This window comes from Streptomyces sp. NPDC033229 (assembly GCF_055576875.1).
This window is the reverse complement of the sequence record NZ_JBVIQR010000031.1, coordinates 1-16,229: the sequence shown is the minus strand read 5'-3', so window position 1 is coordinate 16,229 and position 16,229 is coordinate 1. Positions and strand designations below refer to the sequence as shown.

The window sequence follows — 16,229 nt, the reverse complement described above, 5'->3', positions numbered from 1 at the left end:
GAAAGCGGCCGTGCGGGCGGTGCGCGGGTTTTCCACAGGCACGGGCGAGCCCCTTGACGCAGCCGCCGGACATTGTCACATTCATCATTGTCAACTTTCGGACGTGGTCAACTCACGGGCGCGTCCCCGGATTTCACCGTCCGGGTCCCGTGCCCGGCACAGGGACGGACGGGTGGGCATGGCGGCTGTCGCGGCGGGACGGGTCGAGGGGCGGGGGCACAGCCCCGGGCGGTCGGCGGGCATCGGGGCCGCGGAGCTGCGCGGGTTCCGGGCGGTGCAGCGCCTGGCGTACACCTGCGCGGAGGAGGTCGCCGCCCAGCTCGCACCGGGGATGACCGAGCGGGACGCCACCCGGATGCAGCGGGAGTGGCTGCGCGGGCACGGGGTGCGGGACTGGTTCCATCTGCCCTTCGCATGGTTCGGGGACCGCACGGCCTTCACCGGCTTCCGGGTGCCGCTCCAGTTCTTCCCCACCGGGCGGCGGCTGGAGCCGGGCATGCCGTTCATCCTCGACATGGCGCCGATCCACCAGGGCTTCACCGCCGACATCGGCTACTCGGGCTGCCTCGGTCTCCATCCGCTGCACGACCGGCTGCTGGCCGATCTCGAGGCCCACCGCGAGCTGATCCTGCGCGAGGTGCGCGAGCGGCGCCCCCTGCGGGAGATCTACGAGGACGTGGACCGGCTCATGGCCCACCAGGGCTACGCCAACCGGCACCGCGCGTACCCGTTCGGCGTGATCGCGCACAAGGTGGGCCGGGTCCGCGAGCGCCGTTGGTCGCCGCATGTGCTCGGGTTCGGCACCCAGTCGCTCAAGGGGCTTGCGTCCGACGCCGTCCACGGGCACCGCGAGGGCTGGTCGCCGCTGTGGAGCCCGTACCGCTTCTCCGACCACCCGCCGACGCCCGGCCTGTGGGCGGTCGAACCCCACCTCGGATTCCGGGGCACGGGCGCGAAGTTCGAGGAGCTCCTGGTGGTCACCGACTCCCGGGACCCCGAGGAGAGCGCCTTCTGGCTCGACGACGATCTGCCGCACGTGCGGCGCTGGCAGGAGGAGAAGGCCGCATGAGCAGCAGCACGGACGTCACGGGTGGCGCGGGTCTCGAAGGCGCGCGCGAGCGGTGGGTACGGACGGGCGGCGTCGAGCTGTGCGTCGTGGAGCTGGGTGACGCCTCGCGGCCCACGGTCGTGCTGGTGCACGGCTATCCGGACAGCAAGGAGGTGTGGACCGAAGTGGCCGGCCGGTTGCGCGACCGCTTCCACGTGGTGCTGTACGACGTGCGCGGCCACGGCCGGTCCACGGCGCCGCGGCCGCTGCGCGGCGGCTTCACGCTGGAGAAGCTCACCGACGACTTCCTGGCCGTCGCGGACGCGGTGAGTCCGGACGCGCCGGTGCACCTCGTGGGGCACGACTGGGGGTCCGTGCAGGGCTGGGAGTTCGTGACCGTCCCCCGCACCGAGGGGCGCGTCGCCTCCTTCACCACCATCTCCGGGCCGTCGCTGGACCACTTCGGCCATTGGATCAACGACCGCGTCGCCCGGCCCACCCCGCGCCGGATGGCCCAACTCCTCGGTCAGGGCTCCCGGTCCTGGTACGTGGGGGCGCTGCACACCCCCGTGCTGCCCGAGGCGCTCTGGCGCGGTCCGCTCGGCAGGCGCTGGCCCAAGATGGTGGCGCGGCTGGAGAAGCTGCCCAGCGGCCCGTACCCCACGGCCTCGCTGCCGGTCGACGCGGCCCACGGCACCTGGCTGTACCGCGACAACGTGCTGCCCCGAATGCGCCGTCCGCGCGCGGACGCGTTCGCCCATGTGCCGGTGCAGCTGATCGTCCCGACCGGTGACGCCTATCTGTCCGAGCGGCTCTACGACGATCTGGAGCGCTGGGCGCCGCGGCTCGTGCGGCACACCCTGGCCGCCAAGCACTGGGTGCCGCGCACCCGGCCCGACCAGGTGTCCTCCTGGATCGCGGAGTTCGTCACCGCCCAGGAGGAAGGTGCCCCGGCCCGCCGACCCGCGCCCACCGGGCCGTACGCGCAACGCTTCGGCGGGCATCTGGTGCTGGTCACCGGCGCCGCGAGCGGCATCGGCCGGGCCACGGCCTTCGCGTTCGCGGAGGCGGGCGCGCGGGTCGTCGCCGTCGACCGGGACGCGGCGGGTGCCGCCCGGACGGCCGAGATGGCCCGGCTGCTCGGCGCGGCCGAGGCGTGGAGCGAGGTCGTCGACGTCTCCGACGAGCAGGCGATGGAGAAGCTGGCCGCCAAGGTCGCCGCCGAGTACGGCGTGGTGGACGTGCTGGTCAACAACGCCGGGATCGGGCTTTCCGGCTCCTTCATGGACACCACCACCGAGGACTGGAAGAAGGTCCTCGACGTCAATCTGTGGGGCGTCATCCACGGCTGCCGGACCTTCGGCAGGCAGATGGCCGAGCGCGGCCAGGGCGGCCACATCGTCAACACCGCCTCCGCCGCCGCCTTCCAGCCCTCCCGGGCCCTGCCCGCCTACAGCACCTCCAAGGCCGCCGTCCTGATGCTCAGCGAATGCCTGCGCGCCGAGCTGGCCGGGCAGGGCATCGGGGTCTCCGCGATCTGCCCCGGCATCGTCAACACCAACATCGCCGCGACGGCCCGCTTCACCGGTGTCCCGGAGGAGGAGCAGCAGCGCCGCCGGGAGCGGACCGCGCGGGCGTACGGCAGGCGCAACTACCCCCCGGAGAAGGTCGCCGACGCCATCCTGCGGGCCGTGTTCCACGACCAGGCCGTGGTCGCGGTCACCCCGGAGGCCCGGGGCCTGAAGCTGCTGTCCCGGCTCTCGCCCCGGGCCCTGCGCGCCCTCGCCCGGATCGAGCCCCGGCTGTGACCGAGCCGCACCCCCACCACAGGGCCCACCACAGGGCCCACCACAGGCCCCAGCAGAGGCCCCAGCAGAGGCCCCAGCAAAGGAGAGGACCGAGATGCCCCACCCCCACCAGGTCGGCAGTCATCGGATAGCCCCCAGACGGGTCTCGTTCGACTGGCGGGAGACCCCGCTGCACTGGATACCGGACGAGCCCACCGCCACCCACGTCATGAACGTCCTGCATCTGCTGCTCCCCGCGGGTGAGCGGTGGTTCGTCAAGGTCTTCAAGGAGGCCCTGCCGCTCGTCCGGGACGAGGCGCTGCTCAGGGACGTCAAGGGCTTCATGGGCCAGGAGGCCACGCACAGCGTCCAGCACGCGTACGTCCTCGACCATCTCGCCCGACAGGGCCTGGACACCACCCCGTACACCCGTCACATCGACTTCTTCTTCGACCGGCTGCTCGGCGACACCCCGCCCTTCGGCCTTCCGCTCTCCGAGCGCGAGTGGCTGCTCTTCCGGCTCTCGCTGATCGCGGCGGTGGAGCAGTTCACGGCGGTCATGGGCAATTGGATCCTGCACGCCGACGGGCTGGACCGGGCCGGCCCGGACCCGGTGATGCTGGACCTGCTGCGCTGGCACGGGGCGGAGGAGGTCGAGCACCGCGCGGTGGCCTTCGACATGTACGAGCACTGCGCGGGGGAGGGCGCGGGGCGCTACGCCCGCCGGGTGCTGGGCATGGCGGTCACCGCACCCGTGCTGTTCTACCTATGGGGGTGGGGCACCCGCTATCTCATACGCAACGACCCGCCGCTCGCGGGTCGCCTGCGGTACACACTCCGCCATCACAACCGGGCCGTGGCCAAAGGCCTGTTGCCCCGTTGGGGAGAGCTGGGCTCGGCCGTCCCCCGCTACCTCAGACGGTCGTACCATCCCTCGAAGGAGGGGTCGCTGCGCAGGGCCGTCGACTACCTGGCGACCTCACCCGCGGCACGGGCCGCGGCGGGCGCGATCGGACGCTCCGCCCTGGCCTGAGGAGTTCGTAAGGAGCCAGCCCCTTTGAGCAAGCAGCCCAAGCAGGCCCAACAGCCACATCAGGCCCAGCAGGCCCAGCAGCAGCCTCGGCAGCCGGACCTTCCGGGACGACCCGAGCCGTCGAAGACGTCCGCTCCGGTGAACCGACCCAGGCCACGGCCCGAGCCGCCGCGTCCCGCCGAGTACCGGATCGAGGACCTGGCCCGGCACAGCGGCGCCACGGTCCGCACGATCCGCGGCTACCAGGACCGCGGGCTGCTGCCGAGGCCGGAGCGGCGCGGCCGGGCGAACGTCTACCGCGACACCCACCTCTCGCGGCTGCGCCAGATCGCGGGCCTCCTCGACCGGGGCTACACCCTGGCCAGCATCAAGGAGCTGCTGGAGGCCTGGGACGCGGGGCGCGGGCTCGGCGGCGTCCTGGGTCTGGTCGCCGAGGTCGAGCGGCCCTGGTCCGACGAGGAAGCCGCGCGGATGACACGGGCCGAGCTGAACGAGAAGTTCGGCGGCACCCGGGACGACGCGGCCGTGGAGGACGCGGTGGAGCTCGGCGTGCTGGTCCGCCTGCCGGAGACCCCGGACGAATTCCTCGTCCCGAGCCCGCAGGAGCTGGCCGTCGCCGCCGAGCTGCACGCCGCCGGGGTGCCGCTGCTCGCCATCTCGGGCCATCTGCGGGAGCTGCGCGCGCAGGTCGAGCACATCGCCGGCCGGTTCCTCGACTTCACCACCGAGTACGTCTTCCAGCAGTACCTCGACCACCCCCCGACCGACGCGGAGGCCACGGAAGCCGCCTCGCTCGTACGCCGACTGCGCCCCCTCGCCCAGCAGACCGTCGACGCCGAACTCGCCCGCGCCATGCGCGCCCTGGCCACCCGCTATCTCCGCCACCACCTGGGAGAGGCCGCGATACCCCAAGCTCCGGACTCCGCACCCGCGACCACCTCGCCCGCCCCTGCCCCAGGCCCCGATGCCGCTCCTGACTCCGTCGCCGAGCCGGTGCCGCTGCCGGCCGCGACCGTGCGGGCCGTCCGCGAGCTGGTCGGCGCGGAGCACATCGCCGCGTTCATCGCAGCGGCCGCCGAGCGCGAGGTCCGCGCCCGCACCATGGACGCACTCGCCACCCGCCACTGAGCCTGTCCGGCGGATCTTGGGGGCCGTTGCGCGGGGCGGTGTCCGCCTGCGCAGCGGACACCGCCCCGCGCAGCGGGAAACGGCGCCGCACCCGGCAGAGGTCAAAGCACCGCGCAGCGGACACCGCGCGCGCTCACAGGCCGGGCGCGCCCCACACCGGGAACCAGCGGCTCAGATCCTCCTCGATCGGCAGGTCGTCGCCCAATAGCGCCCGGACCCGCAACTCCAGTGCGTTGTCCCGCCGTTCACCCGCGCCCGGCAGCGGCGCGAAGGGATAGAACGTCCCCCGTTTGTAGAGGTAGACGAGCGCGAGCGGGCGCCGCTCCGCGTCGCGGAAGCCCAGCAGCGAGCAGAGCAACTGCGGGCCGAAGCCGCCTTCCTGGAGCAGCGTATTGACCGCGTGCAAGTCGTTGACCAGGGCGGCGATGCCCTCCTGCCCCTCCCCCTGCCGCGCGAGCAGCCACGTGTAGCCGTAGCCGTCCTGCCTGAACTCCACCGGAACCCCGCCGCGCCCCGTGTCGGCGTCCAGCAGGGCCCGTACATCCTGCTGGAGCCGCTGGAACGCCCCGCCTTCCACGCTCGCGAAGCACACCGAGCCCAGACCGGTCGGAGTGAACCCGGCGCCCGCCTGGAGGGTGACGGCGGCGGACGGCAGGGCGAAGAGCCGGTCGAGGTCGGGGCGGACCGGTTTGCTGCGGCCGAGGATGGTGTCCAGGAAACCCACAGGCGCTCCTTTCGCGGGTCGGCGGACGGCGGTGCCGGTCAGGCCCGGCCGAGCTGGGCCGAGATCCGGCCGAGCTGGTCCAGCCGCTGCTCCAGCGTCGGGTGGCTGGACAGCAGCCGGCCCATGCCCTCCTTCGAGAAGGCGGGCGCGAAGTAGAAGGCGTTGAAGGGCTCGGCCTTGCGCAGGTCCCGCGTCGGGATCCGGGCCATCTGCCCGGTGACCTTGGTGAGCGCCGACGCGAGCGCCGAGGGGCGGCCGGTCAGCAGTGCGGCGGCGCGGTCGGCGGACAGCTCGCGGTAGCGGGACAGCATCCGGGTGAGGAGATAGCTGATGGCGTAGACGACGGCGCTGATCAGCGGGATCAGGACCACCAGAATGGCGGCACTGCTGTCCCGGCCGCTGGACTGACGGAAGCCGCCCCACAGCCCGATCCGGGTCACGATCCCGGCCAGGACGCCCAGGAAGGAGGCGATGGTCATGACGGCCACGTCGCGGTGCGCGACATGGGACAGCTCATGCGCCAGGACGCCCTCCAGTTCCTCGGGCTCGAGTCTGCGCAACAGCCCGGTCGTGGCGCACACCAGCGCGTTCTTCTGGTTGCGGCCGGTGGCGAAGGCGTTCGGCACATCGCTGTCGGCGATGGCCACCCGGGGCTTGGGCATGTCCGCGAGCGCGCACAGCCGGTCCACGGCCCCGTGCAGCTCGGGCGCCTGCTGCGGGGTGACCTCGCGGGCGCCCATGCCGAAGGCGGCGATCCGGTCGCTGAACCAGAACTGCGCGATGAACAGGCCGCCGGCCAGGAGCAGAATGATCGGCCACGCCCCGCGCAGCAGCGCCAGCAGCACGCCGACGAAGACCACGTAGAGCAGCCCGATGAGGAACATCGTGGTCACCATGCGGGTGGTCAGTCCCCGGTCGGGGGTGAATCGGGTGCCTGGCATGGGGCCTCCAGGGCTCTGCGGGCGGGTGCCCGCGGAAAGTACCTCTGCCCCGATTCTCCCTCTTTGCCGGATATTGGTGGAGTAAAGGCGTCCGGAGCGGGCCGAAACCCGCCCCGCGACGCCCCGCGACGCCCCGCGGACGCCTGCGGACGCCTCCGGGGCTCCCCCCAGGCGCGCCCGCCCCGACCCCGTCAGCCCAGCTGTGCGAGCCCCTCGGTGGCGATCTTCTCGAAGACGGCGACGTCCGCCGCGAAGAGCGAGTCCGCGATCGGCCAGTGCACCACGATCTCGTCGAAGCCCAGCTCGGCGTGCTTGCCCGCGAAGTCGACGAAGGCGTCGAAGGAGGACAGCGGCCGGTCCGGGGTGAAGCCCGTGAGCATCACCTTCTCCAGCTCCGCGACGTCCCGGCCCTCGGCGGCGCAGGCCGCGCCGAGCTTCGCGATCTGCCCGGCGATGGCCTCCCGGGACTGGGCGGGGGTGCCCGTCTCGGACACCTTCGGGTCACCCGTGGTCACCCACGCCTGACCGTGCCGGGCCGCGAGCTTCAGACCGCGCGGGCCGGTCGCGGCGACCGCGAAGGGCAGCCGGGGCCGCTGCACGCAGCCGGGGATGTTGCGGACCTCGAAGGCGGAGTAGTGCTCGCCCGGGGCGGTGACGACGTCCTCGGAGAGCAGCCGGTCCAGCAGCGGCACGAACTCCGCGAAGCGGTCGGCGCGCTCGCGGGGCGTCCACGCGCCCTCGCCGTCCTTGGACAGGGCCGTGGCATCGAAACCGGAGCCGCCCGCCCCGATGCCGAGCGTGACGCGGCCACCCGAGATGTCGTCCAGGGAAATGAGCTCCTTGGCGAGCGTCACCGGGTGCCGGAAGTTCGGGGAGGTGACGAGCGTGCCGAGGCGCAGCCGCGACGTCGCGGTCGCGGCAGCCGTCAGGGTCGGTATCGCACCGAACCAGGGCCCGTCACGGAACGTGCGCCAGGACAGATGGTCGTAGGTGTAAGCGGTGTGGAAGCCCAGTTCCTCGGCTCGCTGCCAGGTCTCGCGGCCGCCCTCGGACCAGCGGCGGTCGGGAAGGATCACGGTGCTCAGTCGCATGGAACCGAGCCTACGGCCTGGCCGGCCGACCATGAATGTGGGGCCTTGCCCGCCGTCTCTCCTCAAGCGCACCGCAGCCCGCCCGCTGGGGGCACCTCCCAGCGGTAGCTGGGGGAGATTGAGGGCACGCACGCAGCGGAGGCACACCCTGACGCTGTCCGCCGGGCCAAACGCACACTTGTGCGCCATCCCGCCCGTCTGTCAACGAGAATGGGACCGTGACTTCAGCGACCGAGCAGCCCGAGACCCCGGCCCTCCGCCGGCCAGCCGCCACGCCCCGGCTGATCGCCACCGACCTCGACGGCACCCTGCTGCGCGACGACAAAACGGTCTCCGACCGCACCGTCGCCGCACTGGCCGCCGCCGAGGCGGCAGGCATAGACGTCTTCTTCGTCACCGGCCGCCCGGCCCGCTGGATGGACGTCGTCAGCGACCACGTGCACGGCCACGGCCTGGCCATCTGCGCCAACGGTGCCGCGGTCGTCGATCTGCACGACGGGGGCCGCTTCGTCGAGGTCCGCCCGCTGGAACGGGCCGATGCCCTGGCCACCGTGGAGAGTGTGCGCGCCGCCGTCCCCGGCGTGTCCTTCGCCGTGGAGCACACCAACGGCATCCTCTACGAGACGCGGTACCCGCCCTTCTACCTCGACCCGGGCTCGGTCATCGACTCCGCCGAGGAGCTGCTGGCGAACGGCTCCTCGGGCGACGCCCCCGACGGCCCGATCCTCAAGCTGCTAGCCCACCACCCCGACCTCGGCCCCGACGACTTCCTCGCCCGGGCCCGGACGGCGGGCGGCGCGCACGGCTCGTTCACCCGGTCCAGCCCCACCGCCCTGCTGGAGATCAGCGGCCTCGGCGTCAGCAAGGCCAGCACCCTGGCCCAGTGCTGCGCCGAGCGCGGCATATCCCCCGAGGAGGTCGTGGCGTTCGGCGACATGCCGAACGACCTGGAGATGCTCACCTGGGCGGGCACCTCGTACGCGATGGCCAACGCCCACCCCGAGGTGCTCGCGTCCACCACGAACCGCACGGCGGCCAACACGGAGGACGGCGTCGCGGCCGTCATCGAACAGATCCTGCACGGTCTCCCCTAACGGGTGCGGCCTCGCCCGATGGGCTGTGGCGTGCGCACCTCCGCTGCGCGGCGGTGCCCTCAAACGCCGGGCGGGCTTGATGTGGCTGACCTCAGCCGAATCCAGCCCGTCCGGCATTTGAGGACGCGCCCGCAGGGCGCTCGCCGCCGCAGGCGGCCGGACAGCCCGCAGCAGCCGAGGGCCCGCCCTACAACCGGACACCCCGGGCTCGCAGCCACGCCACCGGGTCGACAGCGGACCCGTACCCCGGCTTCGTACGGATCTCGAAGTGCAGGTGCGGGCCGGTCGAGTTCCCGGTGGTCCCGGACAGCCCGATCCACTGGCCCGTGAGCACCTGCTCCCCCGGTGCCACGAACGACGCCGACAGGTGCGCGTACTGCGAGTACCAGCCCCCGTCGTGGCGGATCACCAGGCTGATGCCGAACGGTCCGCCGCAGCCGGCGGAGACCACCGTCCCCGCCCCGACCGACCGCACGGGGGTGCCGGTGGGGACCGCGAAGTCCTGCCCGGTGTGGCCGCGCGCCCAGCTCGCGCCCGAGTTGCCGTAACCGGCCGACAGCTCGTACGCCAGCACCGGGCGCGCCCACTCCGCCTCCTCGGCCGCCCCCGCCGTGTCCACGGCGGCCGGGCCGTAGGCGCCCGCCGCGGCGGTGAATTTCTCCCGGTCGAGCGGCTCGCACCGGCCGCGGGCGATGGCGGCCCGGGCCATGGCGTCCAGCTTGCCGCGCGCCGCCGCCAGCCGTCTGTCGGCCACCCGGCGTTCCGCGCGCAGCCGCGCGAGATCCTCCTCGGCGGCGGGCCAGGAGGCCGCCGCCGCCCGCTCCCGGGCCGCCAGCTCCCGGCTCTTTCGGTCGGTCTCTCCCAGCGATGCCGCCAGCAGCTTCCGGCGGCGCTCGGCGGCCGACTGGCGGTCCAGCAGCTCCATCGGGTCGTCCGAGGCCGCGGCGGGGGCTTTGACGGCCGTAAAACCGCCCGTGCGGTACTGCGCGCGGGCCGCCGCCCCGGCGTCCGCGCGCAGCGCCGAGGAAACGATCCGCTGCTGACGCAGCTGCCGGGCGACCCGGCGGGCGCCCGCCGTCTGCTCCTTCGCCTCCCGCACCCCGGTCTCGTACCGCTGCCGGGCCCGCCCCGCCTCCTCCGCCAGGCGGAACACCTCGGAACTGACGCGTACGAGCCGGTCCGGTGGCCTGGCGGCGGCCGAGGCGTCCGGGGCCGGCGAGGTACAGACCGCCACGCAGAGCGCGCACAGCACCGCGCGACGGTGCCGGTAGGTCGTCCACTGGCTCCAACGGGTCCAATGGGCCCAATGGGCCCGGTGAGGCCGACGGGAAGGGCGATATGGGCGTCGCATGAACGCGATCGTTGCCCGCCCGCCACCGGCACGCCCCCGCAGAGGCCCGTTCGGGGGAGCCGATACCGCTACAAGGCGGCACCGATCGCGAGGACGGCCTACAGAGGCGCCTCCCACACCACCCGCGTGCCGCGTCCCCCCTCGCCGATCCCCGGACCGTACGTACTGGAGCCGCCCAGGGACTCGGCCCGCTTCGCGAGGTTGCGCAGCCCGCTGCGCCGGCCGCCCTCCGGAATGCCGACCCCGTCGTCGGCGACGGTCAGCCGGACCGCGCCCCGCCCGTCCGGCAGGGTGGCCGTCGCGTCGACGACCACCTCGATACGGGAGGCGCGGGCGTGCCGGAAGGCGTTGGAGAGGGCCTCGCGCAGCGCCGCGATGAGGTTCTTGCCGGTGAGCTCGCCGACCTTCGCGTCGACCGGTCCGACGAAGTTCGCGGACGGCTGGAAGCCGAGCGGCACGGCCGCCGTGCCGATCTCCCGCAGCACCCGGGTGCGCAGCCCGGCGGGCGCCTCCCCGGGGCCCTGCTGCAGGGCGAAGATCGCGGTACGGATCTCCTGGATGGTCACGTCCAGCTCGTCGACCGCCTGACCGATCCGCTCCCGCACCTGTGGGACGACGGCCTTGCGCGCGGCGCCCTCCAGCATCAGTCCGGTGGCGAACAGCCGCTGGATGACCAGGTCGTGCAGGTCCCTGGCGATCCGGTCGCGGTCCTCGAAGACGGCGAGCCGCTCCCGGTCGCGCTGTGCCTCGGCCATGACGAGCGCGAGGGCCGCCTGCGCGGCGAACTGTCCGGCCAGGGTGCGCTCGGCGTCGGTGAACTTCCGTCGGCCACGCGCGCGTGGCGTCGCGAGCGTGCCGAGGACCCGGTCGCCGCTCTTGAGCGGCAGCAGCATGCTCGGCCCGAACCGGGGCGCGACCTCCGTGATCATGCGCGGGTCGGTGGCCGAGTCGTCGATGAACACCGGCTCCCCCGCGAGGAGCTGCGAGACGACCGGGCTGTGCGGCGGTATCACCGTGCCCAGCAGCCCGGCCGGCTCGTCGGCGGAGACCGCCACCATCTCCAGCCCGCCCTCGCCGTCCGGCAGCAGCACGATCCCCGCCGCCGAGTCCGCGAGCCGACGGGCCTGTTCGGCGACGACCGCGAGCGCGTCCTCGGCGTCGTTGCCCGCCAGCAGGGCCGTGGTGACGGCCACCGAACCGTCGATCCAGCGCATCCGCTGGCGGCCCTGTTCGTACACGCGCGCGTTGCCGATCGCGATGCCCGCCTCGGTCGCCAGGATCTTCACCATGTGCAGGTCCGCGATGCTGAACTCGCGGCCGCCGCGCTTCTCGGTAAGATAGAGGTTGCCGAAGATCTCGTCCTCGACGCGGATCGGAACGCCCAGGAAGTTCCGCATCGACGGGTGCTCCGGCGGGAAACCCGACGAGCGCGGGTCATTGGCCAGGTCCTGGAGCATGACGGGCGCGGGCTGGTGGATGAGCGCGCCGAGCAGCCCGTGGTGGCCGTCGGGCAGGGCACCGATGCGCTCGTGCTGCTCCTTGGTGACGCCGTAGGTGATGAAGTCGGCCAGCCCCTCACCCGTGGAGTCGATGACCCCGATGGCGGCGTACTCGGCGTCGGCGAGGTCGGCGGCGGTCGCGGCGATCCGGTCGAGGACGCTGTGCAGCTCCAGCCCGGTGCCGACCGAGCGCATCGCCTCCAGCAGCTGCGGCACGCGCGCGCTCAGCTCCGTGGACATGCCCTGGAGGCTGCGGGTGGCCTCGGTGGCGATCTCCAGGGGGTCCATGCGCCGCGGCGCCTCCCGACCGCCGGGGGTGCCCGCGGAGTCCGCGGGGGGTTCTTCCGTCGCTGCCATGCCCCTGAGCCTAGTAAGTCCCATTTGTCAGGGAAAGAGCGTTGCCGCTGGTGTCCGCCATCCGTTCCCGCTCCAGCATCCGGCGGAACGGGCCGTCGGCCGCCGCCAGCTCCTCGTACGCCCCCCGCTGCACCGCCCGCCCCCGCTCCAGCACGATCACCTCGTCGACCGCCGCCAGCCCGGCCAGCCGGTGCGTGATCAGCACCGTCGTACGCCCCTCGGTGGCCGCCAGCAGATCGGCGGTCAGCGCGTCGGCGGTCGGCAGGTCGAGGTGCTCGGCCGGCTCGTCCAGCACCAGCACGGGGAAGTCCGCGAGCAGCGCCCGGGCCAGCGCGAGCCGCTGCCGCTGGCCACCGGACATCCGCGCCCCGTGCTCGCCGACCAGCGTGTCGAGCCCCCGCGGCAGAGAATCCACCCACTCCAGCAGCCGCGCGGCCCGCAGCGCGGCGCGCAGCTCCGTCTCGTCCGCGTCCGGCCGCGCGAGCCGCAGGTTCTCCCGGACCGAGCTGTCGAAGAGGTGCGCGTCCTGCGCGCACAGCCCCACCAGCCGCCGCAGGGCGTCGCCGTCCATGGCGGCCGCGTCCTCGCCCGCGAGGGTGTACGCGCCGGACTCGGCGTCCAGGAAGCGCAGCAGCACCTGCGCGAGCGTGGTCTTGCCCGAACCGGACCGGCCCACGACCGCGACCCGGCGGCCCGGCACCAGCTCCATCGACAGCCCGTCCAGGGCCGGCACGTCCTGCCCCGGATAGCGGGCGGTCAACTCCCTCACGCGCAGCGGGAACGGCGCATCCGGCGCGGGCCGCGAGCCGTCCCGTACGGGCAGGGGGGCGTCCAGCACCTCGTACACCCGCTCGGCGGAGCGGCGCACACGCTGCCGGTGGCGCACCGCGAGCGGCAGCGCCGACACCGCCTCGAAGGCCGCCAGCGGCAGCAGCACGACGACCGCCAGCCACAGCCCGCCGAGCCGGCCGTCGTGCACGGCCCGCACACCCGCCCAGGCCGCGGCGGCCACGGTCAGCCCGCAGGCGAGGGCGGACAGCCCGGCGCCCAGCGCCCCGGCCGCCGACGCGCGCCGGGCGATGCCGGTGAGCTCCCCGTCGGCGCGCTTGACCTCGGCCAGCCGGGACGGCATCGCTCCCGCCGCCGTCAACTCCGGTGCTCCGGCCAGCAGATCGACCACCTGCGTCGCCAGCGCACCGCGCGCGGGCGCCAGCCGCCGCTCGGCGCGCCGGGCCACCGCCGCCGACAGCGCGGGCACGGCCGCCCCGGCGGCCAGCAGCCCGACGGCGAGCACCGCGCCCGCCTCGGGCAGCAGCCACGCGGTGAACCCCACCGAGACGGCACCGACGACGACAGCCGCACCGAGCGGCAGCAGCCAGCGCAGGAAGTAGTCCTGCAGCTCGTCCACGTCCGCGACGAGCCGGGACAGCAGATCGCCGCGGCGCGTCTCCCGCAGCCCCGCCGGTGCCAGCCGCTCCAGGCGCCGGTACACCTCGACGCGCAGCCCCGCCAGGGCGCGCAGCACGGCGTCGTGCGAGACCAGGCGCTCGGCGTAGCGGAAGACGGCCCGGCCGATCCCGAACGCGCGGGTCGCGGTGACGGCGACCATCAGATAGAGCACGGGCGGCTGTTGGGAGGCCCGCGAGATCAACCACCCGGAGACCCCCATCAGCCCGACGGCACTCCCGAGCGCGAGACTCCCGAGCAACAGCGCCAGCCCGAACCGCCCCCACCAGGGCCTGCCGGCGGCCCGCACCCGGGCGAGGGGCCGGGCCTGCGGCCCGGTCCCGGGCTCGTCGGGCGCGGCTGCCCTTTCGGGGGCACCCGCCCGGGAGGCCGGGCCGTGCTCGCCGTGCGGCGCGGGGATCCCGGCGCCTGCCCGGGCATCGGTGGAGCGAGCCGCGTCACCGCCGTGGTCGGCCGGAGCGGCCGGACCCGCCCCCGTCAGGTGGTCGGCCTCCGGCCCGGGGCCGGCCCCGCCGTCCCTGGCGGTGGACGCGGGCCCAGCCGTCGCCTCCGGTGAAACCGTCCGCGAAGCCGGGAGAGACACGCCGCCGTCCTGTCCACCCGACGCAGTCGGACCCGCCCCCGCCGGAGTTCCGGCAGCGACCGACCCGCACCGGATACCGACAGCCTCGGGGTCCACAACCGGGCCGGAGGCCAACGGCAGGCGGACCACACGGTCGGCCACGGCCAGCAGCGCCGGACGGTGGGCGACCAGCAGCACCGTGCGGCCGACGGCCAGTCGGCGGACGGCCTCCACCACGGCGGCCTCCGTCTCGCCGTCCAGGCTCGCCGTCGGCTCGTCGAGCAGCAGCACAGGACGGTCCGCGAGGAACGCCCGTGCCAGCGCGAGGCGTTGGCGCTGCCCGGCGGAGAGCCCGGCGCCGTCCTCGCCGAGGCGGGTGTCAGTGCCGTGGTGCAGCATGGAGACGAAGTCGAGCGCACCGGCCGCACGCAGCGCGTCCCGCACCTGCGCGTCCGTGGCGTCCGGCCGCGCCAGGCGGACGTTCTCGGCGACCGTACCGGCGAACAGACGGGGTCGTTGCGGGACCCAGGCCACCTGGTCCCGCCAGCTTTCGGGGGAGAGCGATGACAGATCCGCACCGCCCACGCACACCCGCCCGGCCGTGGGCCGCGAAAAGCCCAGCAGCACGTTCAGCAGGGTCGTCTTGCCGGCGCCGCTCGGCCCCACGAGCGCGACCGTCTCCCCGGCCCGCACGTCGAACGAGACCTCCGGCAGCGACGGTTCGGCCCGCCCCGCGTGCCGCACCACGAGCGCCTCGACGCTCAGCGCCGCACCCCGGGCGTCCGGCGCGGGCCGGGTACCGGCCGGGGCGGGCTCGGTCTCCAGGACGGCGAAGACCTCGTCGGCGGCGGCCAGCCCCTCCGCCGCCGCGTGGTACTGCGCGCCCACCTGCCGCAGCGGCAGATACGCCTCGGGCGCCAGGACCAGCACCATCAGACCGGTGAAGAGGTCGAGTTCGCCGTGCACGAGCCGCATGCCGATCCCGACCGCGACGAGCGCGACCGACACCGTGGCCAGCAGTTCCAGGGCGAAGGAGGAGAGGAAGGCGAGGCGCAGCGTGCGCAGCGTCGCACGCCGGTAGTCGGCCGTGATGGCACGGATCGACTCGGCCTGCGCCTTGGCCCGCCCGAAGACCTTGAGGGTGGGCAGTCCGGCGACGACGTCGAGGAAGTGCCCGGAGAGCCGGGACAGCAGCCGCCACTGCTTGTCCATCCGGGACTGGGTGGCCCACCCGATGAGGACCATGAAGAGGGGGATGAGCGGCAGCGTGAGGACGATGACGAGTGCCGAGACCCAGTCGGCGGTGACGATACGGGCGAGCACCGCGACCGGCACCACGACCGCGAGGCCGAGCTGGGGCAGATAGCGGGCGAAGTAGTCGTCGAGGGCGTCCACCCCGCGCGTGGCGAGCGCGGTCAGCTCGCCGGTGCGCCGCGTGGCGAGCCAGGACGGCCCGAGCCGGGTCGCGTGCGCGAGCAGCCGCCCGCGCAGCTCGGACTTGACCGCCGCGCTCGCGCGGTGCGCGGCCAGCTCGGTGAGCCAGGACACGGCCGCCCGGCCGACGGCCACGGCCGCCAGCAGGACGAGCGGCGTGGCCAGGTCACCCGTGCCGCGCCCGTGCTGGAAGGCCCCGGTCACCACCTCGGCGATCAGCATCGCCTGGGCGATGACCAGCCCGGCCCCCGCCAGTCCGAGCACGACGGAGGCGGCCAGGAAGAAGCGGGTCGCGGCGGCGTACCTGAGCAGTCGGGGGTCGACGGGCTTCATGCGCGATCACTCCTCGAATCGGTGCGGCTTGCGGCGCCGCGCGCCGTGCGGGACCGGGCCGCGCTCAGCCGAATCAAGCCCGTCCGGCGTTTGAGGACACCGCCGCGCAGCGGTGGTGCGGGACGACACGACACGGCCTAGTGGGCGGCGCCGGTGACGGCGGCAGCCGGAATGTGCTGGGTGCCGATCCGCTTGCGGAAGACCCAGTACGTCCACGCCTGGTAGCCGATGATCAGCGGCGTCATCGGCACCGCGACCCACGACATGATCTTCAACGTGTACGGACTGGAGGACGCGTTCGCCGCCGTGAGGTTCCAGGCCGGGTCGAGGGACGACGGCATCACGTCCGGGAAGAGCGCGAGGAAGATCAGCGCGAAGGC

The 16,229-nt window shown here is 73.9% G+C and carries 12 protein-coding genes; 5 read left to right on the top strand and 7 right to left on the bottom strand.

All coding sequences use genetic code 11. The features are described from left to right. Nucleotides 1–178 precede the first annotated feature (178 nt). From ACZ53N_RS25095 to ACZ53N_RS25080, 4 genes are all read left to right on the top strand, one after another. Nucleotides 179–1,069 (top strand): M24 family metallopeptidase, encoded by an 891-nt coding sequence (locus ACZ53N_RS25095; RefSeq protein WP_469143037.1) that lies wholly within the window; start codon nt 179–181, stop codon nt 1,067–1,069. Further along, nucleotides 1,066–2,856 (top strand): SDR family oxidoreductase, encoded by a 1,791-nt coding sequence (locus ACZ53N_RS25090; RefSeq protein ID WP_469143036.1) that lies wholly within the window; start codon nt 1,066–1,068, stop codon nt 2,854–2,856. Before ACZ53N_RS25095 ends, ACZ53N_RS25090 begins: the two co-directional genes overlap by 4 nt. Before the next feature lie 94 nt (nt 2,857–2,950). Continuing rightward, complete coding sequence (locus tag ACZ53N_RS25085; protein ID WP_469143035.1) at nt 2,951–3,868, top strand: metal-dependent hydrolase; 918 nt, start codon at nt 2,951–2,953, stop codon at nt 3,866–3,868. 138 nt (nt 3,869–4,006) lie between these two features. Next, nucleotides 4,007–4,996 (top strand): MerR family transcriptional regulator, encoded by a 990-nt coding sequence (locus ACZ53N_RS25080; protein WP_469143116.1) that lies wholly within the window; start codon nt 4,007–4,009, stop codon nt 4,994–4,996. 133 nt (nt 4,997–5,129) lie between these two features. Here ACZ53N_RS25080 and pspAB read toward each other — a convergent pair whose 3' ends face one another. The 3 genes from pspAB to ACZ53N_RS25065 all read right to left on the bottom strand — a co-directional run bounded on the left by pspAB (nt 5,130) and on the right by ACZ53N_RS25065 (nt 7,752). Continuing rightward, nucleotides 5,130–5,720 carry a PspA-associated protein PspAB gene (gene pspAB / locus ACZ53N_RS25075; RefSeq protein WP_469143034.1) on the bottom strand — a complete coding sequence of 197 codons (591 nt, stop codon included), beginning with the start codon at nt 5,718–5,720 and terminating at the stop codon, nt 5,130–5,132. Between the two features lie 38 nt (nt 5,721–5,758). Further along, entirely contained in the window at nt 5,759–6,661 is a 903-nt protein-coding gene (htpX, locus tag ACZ53N_RS25070) for a zinc metalloprotease HtpX (RefSeq protein ID WP_469143033.1), read from the bottom strand. Nucleotides 6,662–6,852: 191 nt separating this feature from the next. After that, nucleotides 6,853–7,752: an LLM class flavin-dependent oxidoreductase gene (locus tag ACZ53N_RS25065; RefSeq protein WP_469143032.1), complete on the bottom strand. Its 900-nt coding sequence runs from the start codon at nt 7,750–7,752 to the stop codon at nt 6,853–6,855. Nucleotides 7,753–7,970: 218 nt separating this feature from the next. Between ACZ53N_RS25065 and ACZ53N_RS25060 the strand changes: the two genes are divergently transcribed. Then, a complete protein-coding gene (locus ACZ53N_RS25060; protein ID WP_469143031.1) occupies nt 7,971–8,846 on the top strand; it encodes a Cof-type HAD-IIB family hydrolase in 876 nt (291 codons plus the stop codon). 187 nt (nt 8,847–9,033) lie between these two features. Here the strand turns inward: ACZ53N_RS25060 and ACZ53N_RS25055 are convergent, their stop codons facing one another. The 4 genes from ACZ53N_RS25055 to ACZ53N_RS25040 form a co-directional block, all read right to left on the bottom strand. Further along, nucleotides 9,034–10,197: a M23 family metallopeptidase gene (locus ACZ53N_RS25055; protein ID WP_469143030.1), complete on the bottom strand. Its 1,164-nt coding sequence runs from the start codon at nt 10,195–10,197 to the stop codon at nt 9,034–9,036. A gap of 98 nt (nt 10,198–10,295) precedes the next feature. Then, nucleotides 10,296–11,984 carry a GAF domain-containing sensor histidine kinase gene (locus tag ACZ53N_RS25050; protein ID WP_469143115.1) on the bottom strand — a complete coding sequence of 563 codons (1,689 nt, stop codon included), beginning with the start codon at nt 11,982–11,984 and terminating at the stop codon, nt 10,296–10,298. A gap of 79 nt (nt 11,985–12,063) precedes the next feature. Beyond that, entirely contained in the window at nt 12,064–15,849 is a 3,786-nt protein-coding gene (cydD, locus tag ACZ53N_RS25045; protein WP_469143029.1) for a thiol reductant ABC exporter subunit CydD, read from the bottom strand. 137 nt (nt 15,850–15,986) lie between these two features. Beyond that, nucleotides 15,987–16,229: cytochrome d ubiquinol oxidase subunit II (locus tag ACZ53N_RS25040; protein WP_469143028.1), on the bottom strand; the 243-nt coding region annotated here is incomplete at its 5' end.

What these genes read in the sequence shown, in the direction of transcription:
- ACZ53N_RS25055 (WP_469143030.1), bottom strand. Translation starts at nt 10,197, where the DNA reads ATGCGACGCCCATATCGCCCTTCCCGTCGGCCTCACCGGGCCCATTGG.
- cydD (WP_469143029.1), bottom strand. Translation starts at nt 15,849, where the DNA reads ATGAAGCCCGTCGACCCCCGACTGCTCAGGTACGCCGCCGCGACCCGC.
- ACZ53N_RS25050 (WP_469143115.1), bottom strand. Translation starts at nt 11,984, where the DNA reads ATGGACCCCCTGGAGATCGCCACCGAGGCCACCCGCAGCCTCCAGGGC.
- htpX (WP_469143033.1), bottom strand. Translation starts at nt 6,661, where the DNA reads ATGCCAGGCACCCGATTCACCCCCGACCGGGGACTGACCACCCGCATG.
- ACZ53N_RS25085 (WP_469143035.1), top strand. Translation starts at nt 2,951, where the DNA reads ATGCCCCACCCCCACCAGGTCGGCAGTCATCGGATAGCCCCCAGACGG.
- ACZ53N_RS25095 (WP_469143037.1), top strand. Translation starts at nt 179, where the DNA reads ATGGCGGCTGTCGCGGCGGGACGGGTCGAGGGGCGGGGGCACAGCCCC.
- ACZ53N_RS25090 (WP_469143036.1), top strand. Translation starts at nt 1,066, where the DNA reads ATGAGCAGCAGCACGGACGTCACGGGTGGCGCGGGTCTCGAAGGCGCG.
- ACZ53N_RS25065 (WP_469143032.1), bottom strand. Translation starts at nt 7,752, where the DNA reads ATGCGACTGAGCACCGTGATCCTTCCCGACCGCCGCTGGTCCGAGGGC.